The following is a 16,226-nucleotide window of genomic DNA, read 5'->3' as shown; positions in this document are numbered from 1 at the left end:
GGATTATTAATCAAACGGCACTGTTTTACACTCCGGGCTCGTTTTTACTTCGCTGGAGAAGATGATGATCAAGTCACGTGCTGCCGTTGCGTTCGGTCCCAATCAACCGCTGCAAATTGTTGAAGTGGACGTCGAAGCGCCAAAAGCTGGCGAGGTCCTGATCCGGACCATCGCCTCCGGCGTTTGCCACACCGACGCTTACACCCTGTCTGGCGCGGACTCCGAAGGCGTGTTCCCGTGCATTCTGGGTCACGAAGGCGGCGGTATCGTTGAAGCCGTGGGCGAGGGCGTGACCTCGGTAGCGGTCGGCGACCATGTGATCCCGCTGTACACCGCCGAATGCCGCGAGTGCAAATTCTGCAAATCCGGCAAGACCAACCTGTGCCAGAAAGTCCGTGCAACGCAAGGCAAGGGCCTGATGCCTGACGGCACCTGTCGTTTCAGCTACAACGGCGAGCCGGTGTACCACTACATGGGTTGCTCGACGTTCTCCGAATACACCGTCGTGGCAGAAGTCTCCCTGGCGAAAATTCCGAAAGAAGCCCCGCTGGAAAAGGTCTGTCTCCTGGGCTGCGGCGTGACCACGGGCATCGGCGCCGTGCTCAACACGGCCAAGGTAGAAGAGGGCGCAACCGTGGCCATCTTCGGTCTCGGTGGCATTGGTCTGGCGGCGATCATCGGCGCGAAAATGGCCAAGGCCTCGCGCATCATCGCCATCGACATTAACCCGTCGAAATTCGACGTCGCCCGTGAACTGGGTGCCACTGATTTCGTGAACCCGAAAGACCACACCAAGCCGATTCAGGACGTCATCGTCGAACTGACCGATGGCGGCGCGGATTACAGCTTCGAGTGCATCGGCAACGTCAACCTCATGCGCGCCGCGCTGGAGTGCTGCCACAAGGGTTGGGGCGAGTCGATCATCATCGGCGTTGCACCGGCTGGCCAGGAAATCGCCACTCGCCCATTCCAGCTGGTGACCGGTCGCGTCTGGCGCGGTTCGGCTTTCGGCGGCGTCAAAGGCCGCACCGAACTGCCAAGCTACGTCGAGAAAGCCCAGAAAGGTGAAATCCCCCTGGACACTTTCATCACTCACACCATGGGCCTGGATAAGATCAACGAAGCGTTCGACCTGATGCACGAAGGCAAAAGCATCCGCTCCGTCATCCACTTCTAAGAGCAGCGACAAGCTACGAGCCGCAAGCTGCAAGAAGGCGCGCCGCTGTGCCCACTTGCAGCTTGTGGCTTGAGGCTCGACGCTGGGAGGAACGACCCCATGAGTCTGGAAAATATTTCGTGCCAGAAAAGCTTCGGCGGCTGGCATAAACGCTACAAGCATCATTCCGATGTGCTGGGTTGCGACATGGTGTTTGCCGTCTACCTGCCACCGCAGGCAGAGCAGGGTGGCAAGCTGCCGGTGGTGTACTGGCTGTCGGGCCTGACCTGCACCGATGAGAACTTCATGCAAAAGGCCGGTGCCCAGCGCATCGCCGCCGAGCTTGGAATCATCATCGTTGCGCCGGACACCAGCCCCCGCGGCGCCGACGTGCCGGGTGATCCGGACAACGCCTACGACTTCGGTCTGGGCGCCGGTTTCTATCTGAATGCCACGGAGCAACCGTGGGCGCGTCATTACCGCATGTACGACTACGTGGTCAGTGAGCTGCCGACGTTGATCGAAGCGCATTTCCCGGCCTCCGACAAACGCAGCATCAGCGGACATTCGATGGGCGGTCACGGTGCGTTGGTCTGTGCCTTGCGCAACCCGGGGCGTTACAAATCGGTGTCGGCGTTCTCGCCCATCACCAACCCGATGGATTGCCCGTGGGGGCAGAAGGCGTTCTCCCGTTACCTGGGCGAAGACCGTTCGCGCTGGCGCGAATGGGACGCCAGCGTGTTGATCGCCGACGCGGCCGAGCGCTTGCCTCTGCTGATCGATCAGGGCGACCGCGACGACTTCCTCGCCAATCAGCTCAAGCCCGAAGCGCTGGTGCAGGCGGCCAAGGCAGCCGGTCACCCGCTGGAGGTGCGCATGCAGCCTGGTTACGACCACAGCTATTACTTCATCGCCAGCTTTATCGAAGATCACCTGCGCTATCACGCCGTGGCGTTGGCGGGTTGAAACGCTGCCACAGGTTTTAATACATGCAGCCCTACAGCGAGGGACGCCTCGTCTGACAAGCACTGTATCAGCCAGTCAGACGCCCTAATGTCCGACAAAGTAGGTAGAATCACGCCCTGACTTTTTCAGGGCGTTTTTTATGCGTATTGGCCACGGCTATGATGTGCACCGTTTCGCCGAAGGCGATTTCATTACCTTGGGTGGGGTGCGGATTGCGCACAAGCATGGTTTGCTCGCACATTCCGACGGCGATGTCCTGTTGCACGCGTTGAGCGATGCCCTGCTGGGCGCTGCAGCGCTGGGCGACATCGGCAAGCATTTCCCCGATACCGACCCGCAATTCAAGGGTGCTGACAGCCGCGTGCTGCTGCGTCACGTCCTCAAGCAAGTGCAGGCCAAAGGCTGGAAGGTCGGCAACGTCGACGCCACCATCGTCGCTCAGGCCCCGAAAATGGCGCCGCACATCGACACCATGCGCGCGCTGATTGCCGAAGACCTTCAAGTCGAACTCGATCAGGTCAACGTCAAGGCGACGACTACCGAAAAGCTCGGCTTCACCGGCCGTGAAGAAGGCATCGCGGTTCACGCCGTTGCGCTATTGATCGCCGCATGACTGAATTCGAACTCTTGGGCCCTCGGGCTTATGGCGACGCACTGGGAGTCGCGGTACTCAAAGCCACCGCCGACGACTTTCAGGTCGATGAGGTGCTGGACATCCCGCTGTCGGGTGATGGCGAACACTTGTGGCTGTGGGTGGAAAAACGCGGGCTGAACACCGAAGAAGCCGCACGGCGTCTGGCGAAAGCTGCCGGTGTGCCGTTGCGTACTGTGGCGTACGCCGGGTTGAAAGACCGTCAGGCGCTGACCCGTCAGTGGTTCAGCATCCAGTTGCCGGGCAAGGCCGATCCAGACATGTCGGCGGCCGAGAACGACACCCTGAAAATCCTCGACAGCAAGCGTCACAAGCGCAAATTGCAGCGCGGGGCTCATGCGGCCAACGGTTTCACCCTGCGCCTGACGCAGCTGCAGGCCGACAAGTCCCTGCTTGATCAGCGGCTTGAAGCCATCAAGCAGCACGGTATCCCCAATTATTTCGGTACCCAGCGCTTTGGCTACGAAGGCGGCAACGTGGGCGAAGCCCGTCACTATGCCGAACGCCAGGCCCTGCCTGAACAGCGCAACGTGCGTTCGCGGCTGCTGTCGACGGCGCGCAGCTATTTGTTTAATCAGGTGCTGGCGGCGAGGGTCGCCGATGGCAGTTGGCAGCGGGCGCAGGTGGGCGACCTGTTGGCGTTCACCGACAGCCGCAGTTTCTTTCCGGCGGGCGAGGCCGAGTGCAGCGACCCGCGTCTGGCGATCCTCGATCTGCACCCGACCGGCCCTCAATGGGGCGCAGGCGATTCTCCGGCAGGTGGGAACACCGCCGAGCTTGAAAACAGCGTCGCCCAACGGGAATTCTCGCTTTGTAACTGGTTGATAAAAGCGGGAATGGAACACGAACGTCGCATCCTGCGACTGCCCATCGGGCGGTTGACGTGGCATTATCCCGAGCCTGACATTCTGCAACTGGAATTCGTCCTGCCCGCCGGATGCTTCGCCACCGCTTTGGTGCGCGAACTGGTTGATCTGGCGCCCGCAGGACAGACGGACAGCTCATGCGTATTCTGATTTCAAATGATGATGGGGTCTCGGCACCCGGACTCGCTGCGCTCCACGGAGCGCTGGCGGACTATGCCGAGTGCGCGGTCGTTGCGCCCGATCAAGACAAGAGTGGGGCCAGCAGTTCGCTGACCCTTGATCGCCCGCTGCACCCTCATCGCCTGGACAATGGCTTCATCAGTCTCAATGGCACGCCGACCGACTGCGTTCACCTCGGCATCCATGGCCTGTTGGAGCATGAACCGGACATGGTGGTATCGGGCATCAACCTCGGCGCCAATCTGGGCGATGATGTGCTGTATTCCGGCACTGTGGCGGCAGCACTGGAAGGCCGTTTCCTGCAACGCCCGTCGTTTGCCTTTTCATTTTTGTCCCGCCAGGTCGATAACCTGGCTACGGCCGCGCATTACGCCCGGCTTCTGGTCGAAGCGCATGAGCAGCTCGACCTTCCACCCCGTACCGTATTGAACGTGAATATTCCCAACCTGCCACTTGAACATGTGCGCGGCATTCAACTGACCCGCCTGGGTCACCGGACCCGCGCTGCTGCGCCCGTGCGTGTGGTCGATCCCCGCGGCCGGGCCGGTTACTGGATTGCGGCTGCCGGCGATGCCGAGGATGGTGGCCCAGGTACTGATTTTCACGCGGTCATGCAAGGGTATGTGTCGATTACACCGTTGCAGCTGGATCGAACCTATCAGGACGGTTTCAACAGCCTGAACGCCTGGCTGGAGGGAATGGCCTGATGTCCCGTGAACAAGATGATCTGTTGCGCCGTGGGGTGGGATTCACCTCCCAGCGAACCCGCGAGCGCCTGATTCAGCGCCTGTACGAAGAGGGCATCAGCAATACTCAGGTGCTCGATGTCATTCGCAAGACCCCTCGCCATCTGTTCGTTGACGAGGCGTTGGCTCACCGCGCTTACGAAGACACGGCGCTGCCCATCGGCAACAACCAGACGATTTCCCAGCCCTACATGGTGGCGCGCATGAGCGAGCTGCTGTTGGCGGCCGGGCCGCTGGATAAAGTGCTGGAGATCGGCACTGGCTCTGGTTATCAAACCGCCGTGCTCGCGCAACTGGTCGAGCGGGTGTTCTCCGTCGAGCGGATCAAGGTGTTGCAGGATCGGGCCAAGGAACGTCTGCTCGAACTCAATCTGCGCAATATGGTGTTTCGTTGGGGGGATGGCTGGGAAGGCTGGCCGGCGCTCGCGCCTTATAACGGCATCATCGTCACCGCCGTGGCGACCGACGTGCCGCAGGCCTTGCTGGACCAACTGGCACCCGGCGGTCGTCTGGTGATTCCGGTGGGGTCGGGTGAGGTGCAGCAGTTGATGCTGATCATCCGTGAGGACAACGGCTTCTCCCGGCATGTCCTGGGGGCGGTGCGTTTCGTGCCTTTACTCAACGGGCCGCTGGCGTAAGCACTGTTTTGCAGCTGCAATGAATTCCGTGAGGCGCCACCTGTCTACAGGCTGGCGATTTTCGATGAGGGCCTGGCCCGTCGACGTCTCTCGCCGTGAAGTTTTTCGTAACCAGTTTCCCCATGGCTGCCGGTCATCACCAAGACACAATAGGCAGCTTTAATTCAGTCACCAGTAAAGGGAGTGGCGGGTGAGTCTCACAGTCATTCGGCAGCGTACGTTTTCAGCAAGTTTTCCACGTCTGGTGATTGGCATTGCTTTGAGTGTCCTTCTGGTCGGTTGCTCCAGCGCGCCTTCGGGGGGCGTGCGTGTCGTCGACCGCAACGCTGCCAAGCCCGCTGCGCCGGTTCGTCAGCCTGTCACTACCGGTCAGTACGTCGTCAAACGGGGCGATACCCTGTTTTCCATTGCCTTTCGTTACGGTTGGGACTGGAAGGCATTGGCAGCCCGTAACAATCTCCCTGAGCCCTACACCATCCACGTCGGCCAGACCATCCGCTTCGACGGGCGCTCGAATTCGAGTGCACCTGTCGTAGCGGCGGCGCCCGTAGTTGTACCCCAGGCCGCAGCGTCCGGGAGCTCCACGTCCAATTCAAGTTCGCCTTCGGGTTCAATCAAGACCACCGTTATTACACGTCCTGTTGGTTCAACTTCAGGGAGTAATGGGCCGCCCGCAACTACGCCTGTAACGACGCCAGTGAATACGCCCGTTATTGCGGGAGCGCGTTCTCCGAGCGGCTGGGCATGGCCAACTAGTGGTGTTTTGATTGGCAAATTTTCTTCAAACGGTAGTTTGAATAAAGGCATTGATATCGCCGGTGATTTGGGACAGCCTGTTTTGGCCGCGTCTGATGGTTCTGTTGTATACGCCGGGAGTGGATTACGGGGCTACGGCGAATTAGTGATCATCAAACACAGCGATACCTACGTCAGTGCTTACGGTCACAACCGTAGGCTTTTGGTTCGGGAGGGGCAACAGGTCAAGGCAGGGCAGGCAATTGCCGAGATGGGGTCCACGGGGACTGACCGGGTGAAACTCCACTTTGAGATTCGCCGTCAGGGTAAACCGGTAGACCCACTGGAATTCTTGCCACGTCGTTGATCAGTTGTCAGCCTGTTCCTGCCGTAGAGGGGACAGGCTCACGTGATGCCAAGGAAAAAGGCGCCACTGGAGCTTGAGGTCGAACTCACCAAAGGACTATAACAATGGCTCTCAACAGAGAAGTGCCGGAGTTTGACATAGACGACGAGGTCCTCCTTATGGAGCACGGGATCGTCCTGGATTCTGCAGCGGATGAGAAGCCAGCTACACCTTCTGTTCGTGCGAAGGCCAAAAACTCCACAGCACTCAAGCAACACAAGTACATCGACTACACGCGGGCACTGGATGCCACGCAGCTCTACCTCAATGAAATCGGTTTCTCTCCGTTGCTGTCTCCGGAAGAAGAGGTTCATTTTGCGCGTCTGTCGCAGAAAGGGGACCCGGCCGGACGCAAACGCATGATTGAGAGCAATCTGCGCCTGGTGGTCAAAATCGCCAGACGCTACGTCAATCGGGGCTTGTCATTGCTGGACCTGATCGAAGAGGGCAATCTCGGCCTGATTCGAGCGGTCGAGAAATTTGATCCGGAGCGCGGATTCCGGTTCTCCACATACGCGACCTGGTGGATTCGTCAGACCATCGAGCGCGCCATCATGAATCAGACGCGGACCATCCGCCTGCCGATTCACGTGGTCAAAGAGCTTAACGTTTACCTGCGTGCGGCACGTGAGCTGACACAGAAGCTTGACCATGAGCCATCCCCTGAAGAAATCGCCAACTTGCTGGAGAAGCCAGTGGGTGAGGTCAAGCGCATGCTGGGGCTCAATGAGCGGGTTTCCTCTGTGGACGTCTCGCTCGGGCCTGACTCGGACAAAACCCTGCTCGACACGCTGACGGATGACCGGCCCACTGATCCCTGTGAGCTGCTGCAGGACGACGACCTGTCCCAAAGCATCGACCAGTGGCTGTCTGAGCTGACCGACAAGCAGCGCGAAGTGGTGGTACGCCGCTTTGGGTTGCGCGGGCATGAGAGCAGCACACTGGAAGACGTTGGTCTGGAGATTGGTCTCACTCGCGAGCGTGTACGGCAGATTCAGGTCGAAGGCTTGAAGCGTCTGCGGGAAATTCTTGAGAAAAACGGCCTGTCCAGCGAATCGTTGTTTCAATGATTTGGCCCGTGTCTTGTCTGCCTCAATAGCGTGATGGCACCGAAAAAAGCCCCGATCATTCGGGGCTTTTTTATTGTGACGATATGAAGTTGTGATCATGAACAATCAATTATATTTGCAGTGGTATATGTCGTGTTTAATCTTTCTTCAGAGTGTGGGGATATCTAACTTTAGTTGTAAGACATTTCTTACGCGAGCTGTCAGTCATTGCACTTAAATCTGACAGTGAGAGTCGCCTTAATTTGCACGATAGTGTTTATCTCACTGATTTAGCGACTGTTTATTTTTAGTGGTGTATGCCACCTCGAATCTTTTTGCAAACTCCGGGGTATTGCCCTGTTCGAATAAATCACTACTATCAGAACTGTACCGACGGATTGGTACAGGCGGTCAAGGAAGACTGCTCAAGGACATCGCAGGATGCGATTCATCAGGATGATGAAAAAGGATTGAAGGGATTACGGAAAAAATGTGGGCGGGTCAAACCGCCCCTTTTTTTGCCTGCGAAAAAGTGGGCATACGATGCACAGCAAAAAGGCCCCGAGGGGCCTTTTGCGTTTCCGGGGATCGCGCGGGGCTTAGCGCTCCAGGTCAGCGATCTTGCCAGGCTTGCCGTCCCACGCTTCAGCGTCCGGCAGCGGGTCTTTGCGCTCGGTGATGTTGGGCCAGACATCTGCCAGCTCGGCGTTCAGCTCGATGAAATTCTCCATGCCGGCCGGAATCTCGTCTTCAGAGAAAATCGCAGTGGCGGGGCATTCGGGCTCGCAGAGGGCACAGTCGATGCACTCGTCCGGGTGAATCACCAGGAAATTCGGGCCTTCGTAAAAGCAGTCCACCGGACAGACTTCTACGCAGTCGGTGTACTTGCACTTGATGCAGTTGTCGGTGACGACGAAGGTCATTTCTAATTCTCTCCTCAGGCGGCGGCAGCAGAGCCCTTCACGTCAGGGTTGCTCGGTTGGGATCGTTCCCGGCCATTCAGAACACAGTCAGTCCGGCCCACCCTGCGGGGCAGGAGGGGCGTGGCTTGGTTCGCCATGTTCGAACGCGGCTCGGATTTCATACAGCCAGGCTAAAGGCCGTACCGTTCCCAAACCGCGCGGGATTCTAACAGCTTGTTGCAAATACCGTTAGATCCGGTTTTGCAGTCCATATAACAAATCGAGCGCCTGGCGCGGTGTCATGTCATCGATTTTCAGCTTCGACAACTCCTCCAGCACCGGGTGCGGCAGGGTGGCGAACATGTCCGCCTGCTGCGGTGCAGGTGCCTTGCCGGGTTTTGGCTTGGGCTGCTCGTGGGGCAGGCTGGTGGTTTCCAGACGCTGCAAGTGCTCCTTCGCGCGGGTAATAACGTTGCCTGGAACGCCCGCCAGTTGGGCCACGGCCAGGCCATAGCTCTGGCTTGCGGGGCCGGGCAGGACGCGGTGCAGGAACACGATGCGCTCGTTGTGCTCGGTCGCGTTCAGGTGCACGTTCGCCACCAGTGGTTCGCTTTCCGGTAACACCGTCAGCTCGAAATAGTGCGTGGCGAACAAGGTGTACGCCCGCAACTGGGCGAGACTTTCTGCCGCAGCCCATGCCAGGGAAAGCCCGTCAAAGGTGCTGGTCCCGCGACCGACTTCGTCCATCAACACCAGGCTCTTGTCGGTGGCGTTGTGCAGGATGTTCGCGGTTTCGCTCATTTCCACCATGAACGTCGAACGGCCACCGGCCAGGTCATCGCTGGAGCCGATGCGGGTGAAGATGCGGTCCACAAGCGACAGCTCACAACTGGCCGCCGGCACGAAACTGCCGATGTGCGCCAACAGCACGATCAGCGCGGTCTGGCGCATGTAGGTGGATTTACCGCCCATGTTAGGACCGGTGATCACCAGCATGCGGGTGTTGTCGTTGAGGTCCAGGTCGTTGGCCACGAACGGCGTTGAAAGCACCTGCTCGACCACCGGATGACGACCTTGCTCGATGCGCATGCATGGCTCGTCGATGAAGCGCGGACGGTTGAGGTCCAGGTTCAGCGCGCGCTCGGCCAGGTTGCTCAACACGTCCAGCTCGGCCAGTGCGGCGGCGGTGTCCTGAAGCGGCGCGAGATGGCCGATCAGGTCTTCCAGCAGCGCCTCGTAGAGCATCTTCTCGCGGGCGAGCGCACGGCTCTTGGCCGACAGGGCCTTGTCTTCGAATTCTTTCAGCTCGGGCGTGATGAAACGCTCGGCGCCCTTGAGCGTCTGGCGACGGATGTAATCGGCTGGCGCTTGCTCGGCCTGCTTGCTCGGCAGCTCGATGAAATAGCCGTGCACGCGGTTGTAGCCGACCTTGAGGTTGGCGAGACCGGTGCGGGCTTTTTCGCGGGTTTCCAGATCGATCAGGAACTGTCCGGCGTTTTCGCTCAGCGACAGCAGCTCGTCCAGTTCACCGTCGTAGCCGGTTTTCAGCACACCGCCGTCGCGAATGACCGCAGGCGGGTTATCGATGATCGCCCGTTGCAGCAGATCAGCCAGCTCCGGGTAGGTACTGGCTGTTTTTGCCAGCGCTTGAATGTGCGGCGCTTCCAGTTCAGCCAACGCCAGTTGCAGCTCAGGCAGTGCGCCGAGAGCATCACGTAGGCGTGCGAGATCGCGAGGGCGGGCGTTACGCAGGCCGATCCGCGCCAGAATCCGCTCGATGTCGCCAATTTCCTTAAGCTGCGGTTGCAGGTTTTCGAAGCGGTAGCGCTCCAGGAAACAACCGATGGATTCCTGACGGGCTTGCAGCACCTTCAGATCGCGCAAAGGCCGGTTCAGCCAACGGGTCAGCAAGCGCGTTGCCATGGCCGTCTGGCAGCGGTCCATGACCGATTGCAACGTGTTGTCGCGACCACCAGCGAGGTTGGTGTCCAGTTCCAGATTGCGGCGGCTGGCACCGTCGAGGATTACCGTGTCGTCCATGCGCTCGTGGCGCAGGCTGCGCAGGTGGGGCAGAGCAGTGCGCTGGGTTTCCTTGGCGTAACCCAACAGGCAGCCCGCGGCGCCGATGGCCAGGGTCAGGGTTTCACAGCCGAAGCCCTTGAGGTCTTGGGTCGAAAACTGCTGGCACAGACTTTTATGCGCGGAATCCCGTTCGAAGTCCCACGGCGCTCGACGGCGTGCGCCTCTGCGTTTTTCGGCCGGCAGACCTTGTGGCCAATCGTCCGGGATCAGCAGTTCCACCGGGTTGATGCGCTCGAGTTCCGCCAGAAGGTTTTCCCAGCCCTTGATCTCTTGAACGGTGAAGTTGCCGCTGGTGATGTCCAGTACCGCAAGGCCGAACAGGCGTTCGTCGCCCAATACCGCCGCGATCAGGTTATCGCGACGCTCATCGAGCAAAGCTTCATCACTCACCGTGCCCGGCGTGATGATCCGCACGACTTGGCGCTCGACCGGGCCTTTGCTGGTGGCGGGATCGCCGATCTGCTCACAGATCACCACCGACTCACCCAGTTTTACCAGCTTGGCCAAATACCCCTCGGCGGCATGGTAAGGAATGCCACACATGGGGATGCTCTGGCCCGCCGACTGACCGCGCGCGGTCAGCGTAATGTCCAGCAGCTTGGCGGCCTTCTTGGCGTCTTCGTAGAAAATCTCATAGAAGTCGCCCATCCGATAAAACATCAGTTGATCCGGATGCTGGTTTTTCAGCCTCCAGTACTGCTGCATCATGGGCGTGTGGGAAGAGAGATCGGAAATTGCTTTATTCATCAGTTATTTAGGCAAATTCGTTAGGAGATTTGGGCAAACGGACGGGGTCGCGGGGAACACCACCTACGTGGGCCGACGTCAAATCCGATTGCTTTTGCGATGGGCGCAAGGTTACCACGCACGTTCGCTGGCCGCAGGTTCGGCGTATTCGTCACGGCGCGTTTCCGGATCGACATATGCGCTGAACGGGTGTCTAGGCTGTCGGGGTCACTGCCCGATTCCGGGCAGGCTTATCGAAAGGGACTTTTATATGCGACGTAAACGTGGAAGGGATTCAACCAACGGGCGCTTCATTACGCTGGACGAAGCGCGCCGCCGCCCTCGGGAGACCGTTATCGAAACGGTCAAGAAACCCTGCTCCGAGAAACGGGAGCCGAAATAAAGCTTCATGCAGGCGCGGTCATGACTCAGGCCGCGTTCTACCTTGCACCTGCACGTCGGTCGTGTAGCGTGTGCCCATCGCTTGAAAGTTACGGAGAAGAGTTGTGGACGAAATCACTCAGTTGGCCACTGCCTTGGGTAAGGGCCTGTTGGAAGCCAAGGCGCAGGTCAGCACCGCCGAATCCTGCACCGGAGGCGGCATTGCCGAAGCCATTACCCGCATCCCCGGCAGCTCGGCCTGGTTCGAAGCCGGTTATGTCACGTATTCCAATCGTCAGAAGACCCAGCAGCTGGGCGTGTCTGAAGCATTGTTCGGCCGAGTCGGTGCCGTCAGTCGGGAAGTGGTCGAGGCCATGGCGCGGGGCGCTCAAGTCAACAGCGCGGCGAAGTTCTCCGTGGCGGTCAGTGGGGTGGCCGGCCCCGATGGCGGCTCGCCGGAGAAGCCGGTCGGCACCGTCTGGATCTGTTGGGGGGCAGCCGATCAACTGATTGCCGAGCGTTTTCAGTTCGCTGGAGACCGGGATGCCGTGCGCCGACAAACGGTGAAGGCCGCGCTAGAGGGGCTGATCCGCCTCGCTCGCGGAGAAATACCAAATCGGGGGTAGGCGCGCGCGCAACCCTGTGGAATAATACTGTTCACTTATACAGTTATATCGGCCTTCAGGCCTAACCGATTACGAGAGGACTTCAATGGACGACAACAAGAAGAAAGCCTTGGCTGCGGCCTTGGGTCAGATCGAGCGTCAGTTCGGCAAAGGCGCCGTAATGCGCATGGGCGACCACGACCGCCAGGCTATTCCTGCTATCTCCACCGGCTCTCTGGGTCTCGATATCGCTCTGGGTATCGGCGGCCTGCCAAAAGGCCGGATCGTTGAAATCTACGGTCCTGAGTCTTCCGGTAAAACCACCATGACCCTGTCGGTCATTGCTGAAGCTCAGAAGATGGGCGCCACCTGTGCGTTCGTCGATGCCGAACACGCCCTCGACCCCGAGTACGCCGGCAAACTGGGCGTCAACGTTGACGACCTGCTGGTCTCGCAGCCGGACACCGGCGAACAGGCTCTGGAAATCACCGACATGCTGGTGCGTTCCAACGCCATCGACGTGATCGTCGTCGACTCCGTGGCCGCACTAGTGCCGAAAGCTGAAATCGAAGGTGAAATGGGCGACATGCACGTCGGCCTGCAAGCCCGTCTGATGTCTCAGGCGCTGCGTAAGATCACCGGTAACATCAAGAACGCCAACTGCCTCGTCATCTTCATCAACCAGATTCGTATGAAGATCGGCGTCATGTTCGGCAGCCCGGAAACCACCACCGGTGGTAACGCGCTGAAGTTCTACGCTTCGGTTCGTCTGGACATCCGCCGTACCGGCGCGGTGAAAGACGGCGACGAAGTTGTCGGTAGCGAAACCCGCGTCAAAGTCGTGAAGAATAAGGTGGCGCCTCCGTTCCGTCAGGCTGAATTCCAGATTCTGTACGGCAAGGGTATTTACCGTAACGGCGAAATCATTGACCTGGGCGTGCTGCACGGTCTGCTGGAGAAATCCGGTGCCTGGTACAGCTATCAGGGCAACAAGATTGGTCAGGGTAAAGCCAACTCGGCCAAGTTCCTGCAGGACAACCCGGAAATCGGCGCGACCCTAGAGAAGCAAATCCGTGAAAAACTGCTGACCGCAGCGCCGGATGTCAAAGCCCAATCGTCTCGCGTTGCCGCAGATGATGTGGCCGAAGTCGAAGACGCTGACATCTGATAGCAGCCATGTCGGTAGTGCTTGATACGCCCGTCGCCGTACGGCGTACTGCAATGGACCTGCTCGCACGTCGCGAGCACGGTCGAGTCGAGCTGACGCGTAAATTGCGTCAGCGCGGCGCCTCTCCTGAATTGATCGAAGCTGCTCTCGACCGTCTGACGGAAGAGGGGCTGCTGTCCGAATCCCGTTATCTTGAAAGTTTCGTTTCCTACCGTGCCCGTTCCGGATACGGTCCTTTGCGTATTCGCGAAGAGCTTGGGCAGCGCGGGTTGCAGCGCGCCGACATTGAGCTGGCGCTTCGGGAATGCGGCATCGATTGGCGAGAAAAGCTGGAAGAGTCCTGGCAGCGCAAGTTCGGCGGGCAGTTGCCCAAGGATGCGCGTGAGCGGGGGCAGCAAATGCGATTTCTAAGCTATCGAGGCTTTCCGCCGGAGCTCATAGGCCGCCTGTTAAGCGGTAAAGGCCATGACGACTATTGACCAGAGGCTGTAACCGCCCGGCCCGGACGGTTACAGATATCCACTCATCACGTCGCTTTCAACGGCTCCCGCCCACGTGCTGCCTGAGCCTGTGCCGGCTTCGCCCAGTTCTCGCTCAGGTTGATGAAGTCCACCAGTGCCCGCAGGCGTCCATGGTTCCGGCCATTGAATTTGAATGCGAGCCGCGAGAGGTGGCTGAACTGCTCGTCGTCGTGTTCGTCCTGATGCGCGTATTGCTGGAAGTCTTCGCTCAGTCGCAGGTCAGCAAAAGCGTTCTGCAGATGATCGAGAGCGTTTTCATTCAGCGCGTGATGCATGCGGATGATGAAGGTGTTCTTCAGCCAGCGGCTTGAATGGAAGTTGCTGTAGAACTGGTTGATTTCAGCCACCGCTTCCTCTGCACTGTACACGAGCTTGAGCAGGTTCATGTCGGTGGGCAGGATGTAGCCGTTGGCTTCGAGTTCGTTGCGGATGAAACTCAGAGCGCCTTCCCAGAAGGTGCCCCCCGGGGCGTCCAGCAGGACGATCGGCACCAGCGGGCTTTTCCCGGTCTGGATCAGGGTCAGCACTTCCAACGCTTCGTCCAGCGTACCGAAACCACCGGGACAGAGGACTAGCGCGTCGGCTTCCTTGACGAAGAACAGCTTACGTGTGAAGAAAAAATGGAAAGGCAGCAGGTTGCCCGTGCCATCGACTGTGGCGTTGGCGTGCTGTTCGAAGGGCAGGGTAATGTTGAAGCCCAGGCTGTAATCCAGCCCCGCGCCTTCGTGGGCGGCAGCCATGATCCCGCCACCGGCCCCAGTGATGACCATCAGGTCGGAGGCTGCGAGCTGCTTGCCCAGTTCGCGAGCCAAGCCGTAGACGGGGTGTTCGACCGGGGTTCGTGCCGAGCCGAAGACCGTGACCTTGCGGCGGCCGCGGAATTGCTCAAGCACACGAAAGGCGTTATCCAGTTCACGCAGTGCTTGCAGGGTGATTTTGGCGTTCCAGCGATTGCGATCGTCCTGAGCCATGCGCAGTACGGTCAGCATCATGTCGCGGTAGAGCGGTAGGTTCGGGCTGTTGGGGGCGACCAGGCTGAGTTGTTCTTCGATCTTCGCCAGGTCGATCCCGTTGTCCTGGAAGTGGCGGGACAACACGTCATTGGGTACGTAAGGCATGCAAACTTTCTCCTTCTGCAGAATCATCGACCCTGTCCGTCGAGACAGGGTCACGACGCTTCATGCGTCGCTGCTGCTGGCCATCTCCATAATAGGGCTCAGGTTGGATGGCGACAGGGTCGCGCCACTGATTCTGTCTATGTCCTTGGTTGAAAAGAAAAAAACATTGAGCGTAACGACAACGGCAGGCAACCCCCTTTTGCCTCGACAGCGTGACGAAACCGTGACTGTTCGTAAAAACCGATGGCCTGATGATGTGCCCGAACACTGAGGCTGGCAATGCCCACCTTCCGCCACAACATGAATGTTTTTCCACTCGTCGGTCAGTCGGGTCTCGGGCGTGGCCTCTGATTTACTGATAGGCAAGGCAAGGTGAATGCCAGTGCAACCTGGATAGCGGCGGTTCGTGCTCAGCGGTTCGAGTGCGCACCGACGAGAAGTCGTCGAGGTTTGCCCATGCTGAAGGTATGGCATGGACAGCCCCATGGAGGGATGAAATGGAGATCAGGCTGGAAGTCGATGTGGATCTGTATCGGTCATTGAGCGAGGCGGCGCGTAGAAGCCATTCGACCGTAGAGCAGGAGTGCATCAGGCGTCTGAGTCAAAACGGTAGGCGTTCTTACTACCTTCAAGCGCTGGTCGCCGAACTGCGCGCCGAAGATCAACAACGGCGCGCGGCGTCCTGAAAAGCGGCGTTATTTCTTCTTGGCGGGCGCCTTGGCGGCGCAGTCGGCTGCGGTGATCTGCTGGGTCGTGATCAGGCGGTTGGTTTTATATTCCTTGAACTCGTAACGCAGGATCGCGCCTTTGGCCATCAACTGACGGTAGCCAGGGTTGCGGCAGACGCTGGTGCCCAGTTGGCGACCCATCAGCTCCGGGTTTTCACGCATCTGCGCAGCCTGGCCGGCTTGCACGCTGAGGTGGTCGATCAGCACGCGGCCATCAACGGTGTACCCTTCGTCGAGAATGTCTTCGCTGATGGCGTTGGGCTTGCCGACGTTGCTTTTCGCCGCGACTTGTTCCAGCTCTTTGTTCAGTTCGTAATCCTGTTTGGACGCCGCGTTGGCGAACAGCGGAGCGACGAGCAAAAGCGTGAGGGTGGGGGCGATAAGGCGAAGCATTGGACTCTCCTGGGGCAATGAACGTCGTTGGACCGGCAGCGGCCGTGGGCGTTCACTGGTGACTGGGGGTGTTCGAGGGCGAGCAGTATAGGTGAGTCGCCTCGGCGGACACCAGTGAACCGGGTGGCTCTGGTAGACTGCGCCGACTTTTTTGCATCCCGGATGTCCTTTGTGTTCCTGTCTTGTCGCTACCCGACGCCCTCGCACG

Annotated in this window: 16 protein-coding genes; 12 read left to right on the top strand and 4 right to left on the bottom strand. The window is 59.2% G+C overall.

Annotated elements, in window-relative coordinates:
* The first annotated feature begins 64 nt into the window (after positions 1–64).
* The 8 genes from AAEO81_RS24605 to rpoS all read left to right on the top strand — a co-directional run bounded on the left by AAEO81_RS24605 (position 65) and on the right by rpoS (position 7,415).
* A complete protein-coding gene (locus tag AAEO81_RS24605; RefSeq protein ID WP_341959596.1) occupies positions 65–1,177 on the top strand; it encodes an S-(hydroxymethyl)glutathione dehydrogenase/class III alcohol dehydrogenase in 1,113 nt (370 codons plus the stop codon).
* Positions 1,178–1,276: 99 nt separating this feature from the next.
* Positions 1,277–2,122 carry an S-formylglutathione hydrolase gene (gene fghA, locus AAEO81_RS24600; RefSeq protein WP_341959595.1) on the top strand — a complete coding sequence of 282 codons (846 nt, stop codon included), beginning with the start codon at positions 1,277–1,279 and terminating at the stop codon, positions 2,120–2,122.
* 139 nt (positions 2,123–2,261) lie between these two features.
* Positions 2,262–2,735 carry a 2-C-methyl-D-erythritol 2,4-cyclodiphosphate synthase gene (gene ispF / locus AAEO81_RS24595; RefSeq protein WP_166593522.1) on the top strand — a complete coding sequence of 158 codons (474 nt, stop codon included), beginning with the start codon at positions 2,262–2,264 and terminating at the stop codon, positions 2,733–2,735.
* Positions 2,732–3,790, top strand: a complete 1,059-nt coding sequence (gene truD / locus AAEO81_RS24590; protein WP_341959594.1) for a tRNA pseudouridine(13) synthase TruD — start codon at positions 2,732–2,734, stop codon at positions 3,788–3,790. Before ispF ends, truD begins: the two co-directional genes overlap by 4 nt.
* Positions 3,778–4,527, top strand: coding sequence for a 5'/3'-nucleotidase SurE (surE, locus tag AAEO81_RS24585; protein WP_341959593.1), 750 nt, complete (start codon positions 3,778–3,780; stop codon positions 4,525–4,527). The genes truD and surE overlap by 13 nt, the downstream gene beginning before the upstream one ends.
* Positions 4,527–5,204 (top strand): protein-L-isoaspartate(D-aspartate) O-methyltransferase, encoded by a 678-nt coding sequence (locus tag AAEO81_RS24580; RefSeq protein WP_166593519.1) that lies wholly within the window; start codon positions 4,527–4,529, stop codon positions 5,202–5,204. The genes surE and AAEO81_RS24580 overlap by 1 nt, the downstream gene beginning before the upstream one ends.
* Positions 5,205–5,394: 190 nt before the next feature.
* Positions 5,395–6,306, top strand: a complete 912-nt coding sequence (locus tag AAEO81_RS24575; RefSeq protein WP_341959592.1) for a peptidoglycan DD-metalloendopeptidase family protein — start codon at positions 5,395–5,397, stop codon at positions 6,304–6,306.
* Between the two features lie 104 nt (positions 6,307–6,410).
* Complete coding sequence (gene rpoS, locus AAEO81_RS24570) at positions 6,411–7,415, top strand: RNA polymerase sigma factor RpoS (RefSeq protein WP_166593517.1); 1,005 nt, start codon at positions 6,411–6,413, stop codon at positions 7,413–7,415.
* A 578-nt stretch (positions 7,416–7,993) separates the two neighbouring features.
* On the opposite strand, the gene fdxA is transcribed toward rpoS, so the two are convergent.
* Positions 7,994–8,317: a ferredoxin FdxA gene (gene fdxA / locus AAEO81_RS24565; RefSeq protein ID WP_166593516.1), complete on the bottom strand. Its 324-nt coding sequence runs from the start codon at positions 8,315–8,317 to the stop codon at positions 7,994–7,996.
* Positions 8,318–8,545: 228 nt separating this feature from the next.
* Complete coding sequence (gene mutS / locus AAEO81_RS24560) at positions 8,546–11,113, bottom strand: DNA mismatch repair protein MutS (protein ID WP_341964609.1); 2,568 nt, start codon at positions 11,111–11,113, stop codon at positions 8,546–8,548.
* Between the two features lie 497 nt (positions 11,114–11,610).
* Here mutS and AAEO81_RS24555 point away from each other — a divergent pair, with 497 nt between their 5' ends.
* From AAEO81_RS24555 to recX, 3 genes are all read left to right on the top strand, one after another.
* Complete coding sequence (locus AAEO81_RS24555; RefSeq protein ID WP_341959591.1) at positions 11,611–12,111, top strand: CinA family protein; 501 nt, start codon at positions 11,611–11,613, stop codon at positions 12,109–12,111.
* Between the two features lie 85 nt (positions 12,112–12,196).
* Positions 12,197–13,258 (top strand): recombinase RecA, encoded by a 1,062-nt coding sequence (gene recA, locus AAEO81_RS24550; RefSeq protein WP_166593514.1) that lies wholly within the window; start codon positions 12,197–12,199, stop codon positions 13,256–13,258.
* 8 nt (positions 13,259–13,266) lie between these two features.
* A complete protein-coding gene (gene recX, locus AAEO81_RS24545; RefSeq protein WP_341959590.1) occupies positions 13,267–13,737 on the top strand; it encodes a recombination regulator RecX in 471 nt (156 codons plus the stop codon).
* A 47-nt stretch (positions 13,738–13,784) separates the two neighbouring features.
* On the opposite strand, the gene AAEO81_RS24540 is transcribed toward recX, so the two are convergent.
* Positions 13,785–14,897, bottom strand: a complete 1,113-nt coding sequence (locus tag AAEO81_RS24540; RefSeq protein ID WP_341959589.1) for an LOG family protein — start codon at positions 14,895–14,897, stop codon at positions 13,785–13,787.
* A 497-nt stretch (positions 14,898–15,394) separates the two neighbouring features.
* Here AAEO81_RS24540 and AAEO81_RS24535 point away from each other — a divergent pair, with 497 nt between their 5' ends.
* The gene (locus AAEO81_RS24535; protein WP_166593511.1) at positions 15,395–15,583 is read left to right on the top strand and encodes a hypothetical protein; all 189 of its coding nucleotides are present in this window, start codon (positions 15,395–15,397) and stop codon (positions 15,581–15,583) included.
* Between the two features lie 9 nt (positions 15,584–15,592).
* Here AAEO81_RS24535 and AAEO81_RS24530 read toward each other — a convergent pair whose 3' ends face one another.
* Positions 15,593–16,018: a PA3611 family quorum-sensing-regulated virulence factor gene (locus AAEO81_RS24530; RefSeq protein ID WP_166593510.1), complete on the bottom strand. Its 426-nt coding sequence runs from the start codon at positions 16,016–16,018 to the stop codon at positions 15,593–15,595.
* Between the last annotated feature and the right edge of the window lie 208 nt (positions 16,019–16,226).

The organism is Pseudomonas sp. RC10, assembly GCF_038397775.1.
GTDB classification, from domain to species: Bacteria; Pseudomonadota; Gammaproteobacteria; order Pseudomonadales; family Pseudomonadaceae; genus Aquipseudomonas; species Aquipseudomonas bambusae.
Note: the sequence above shows the minus strand (reverse complement) of the source record. Positions and strands in the feature narration are given on the sequence as shown.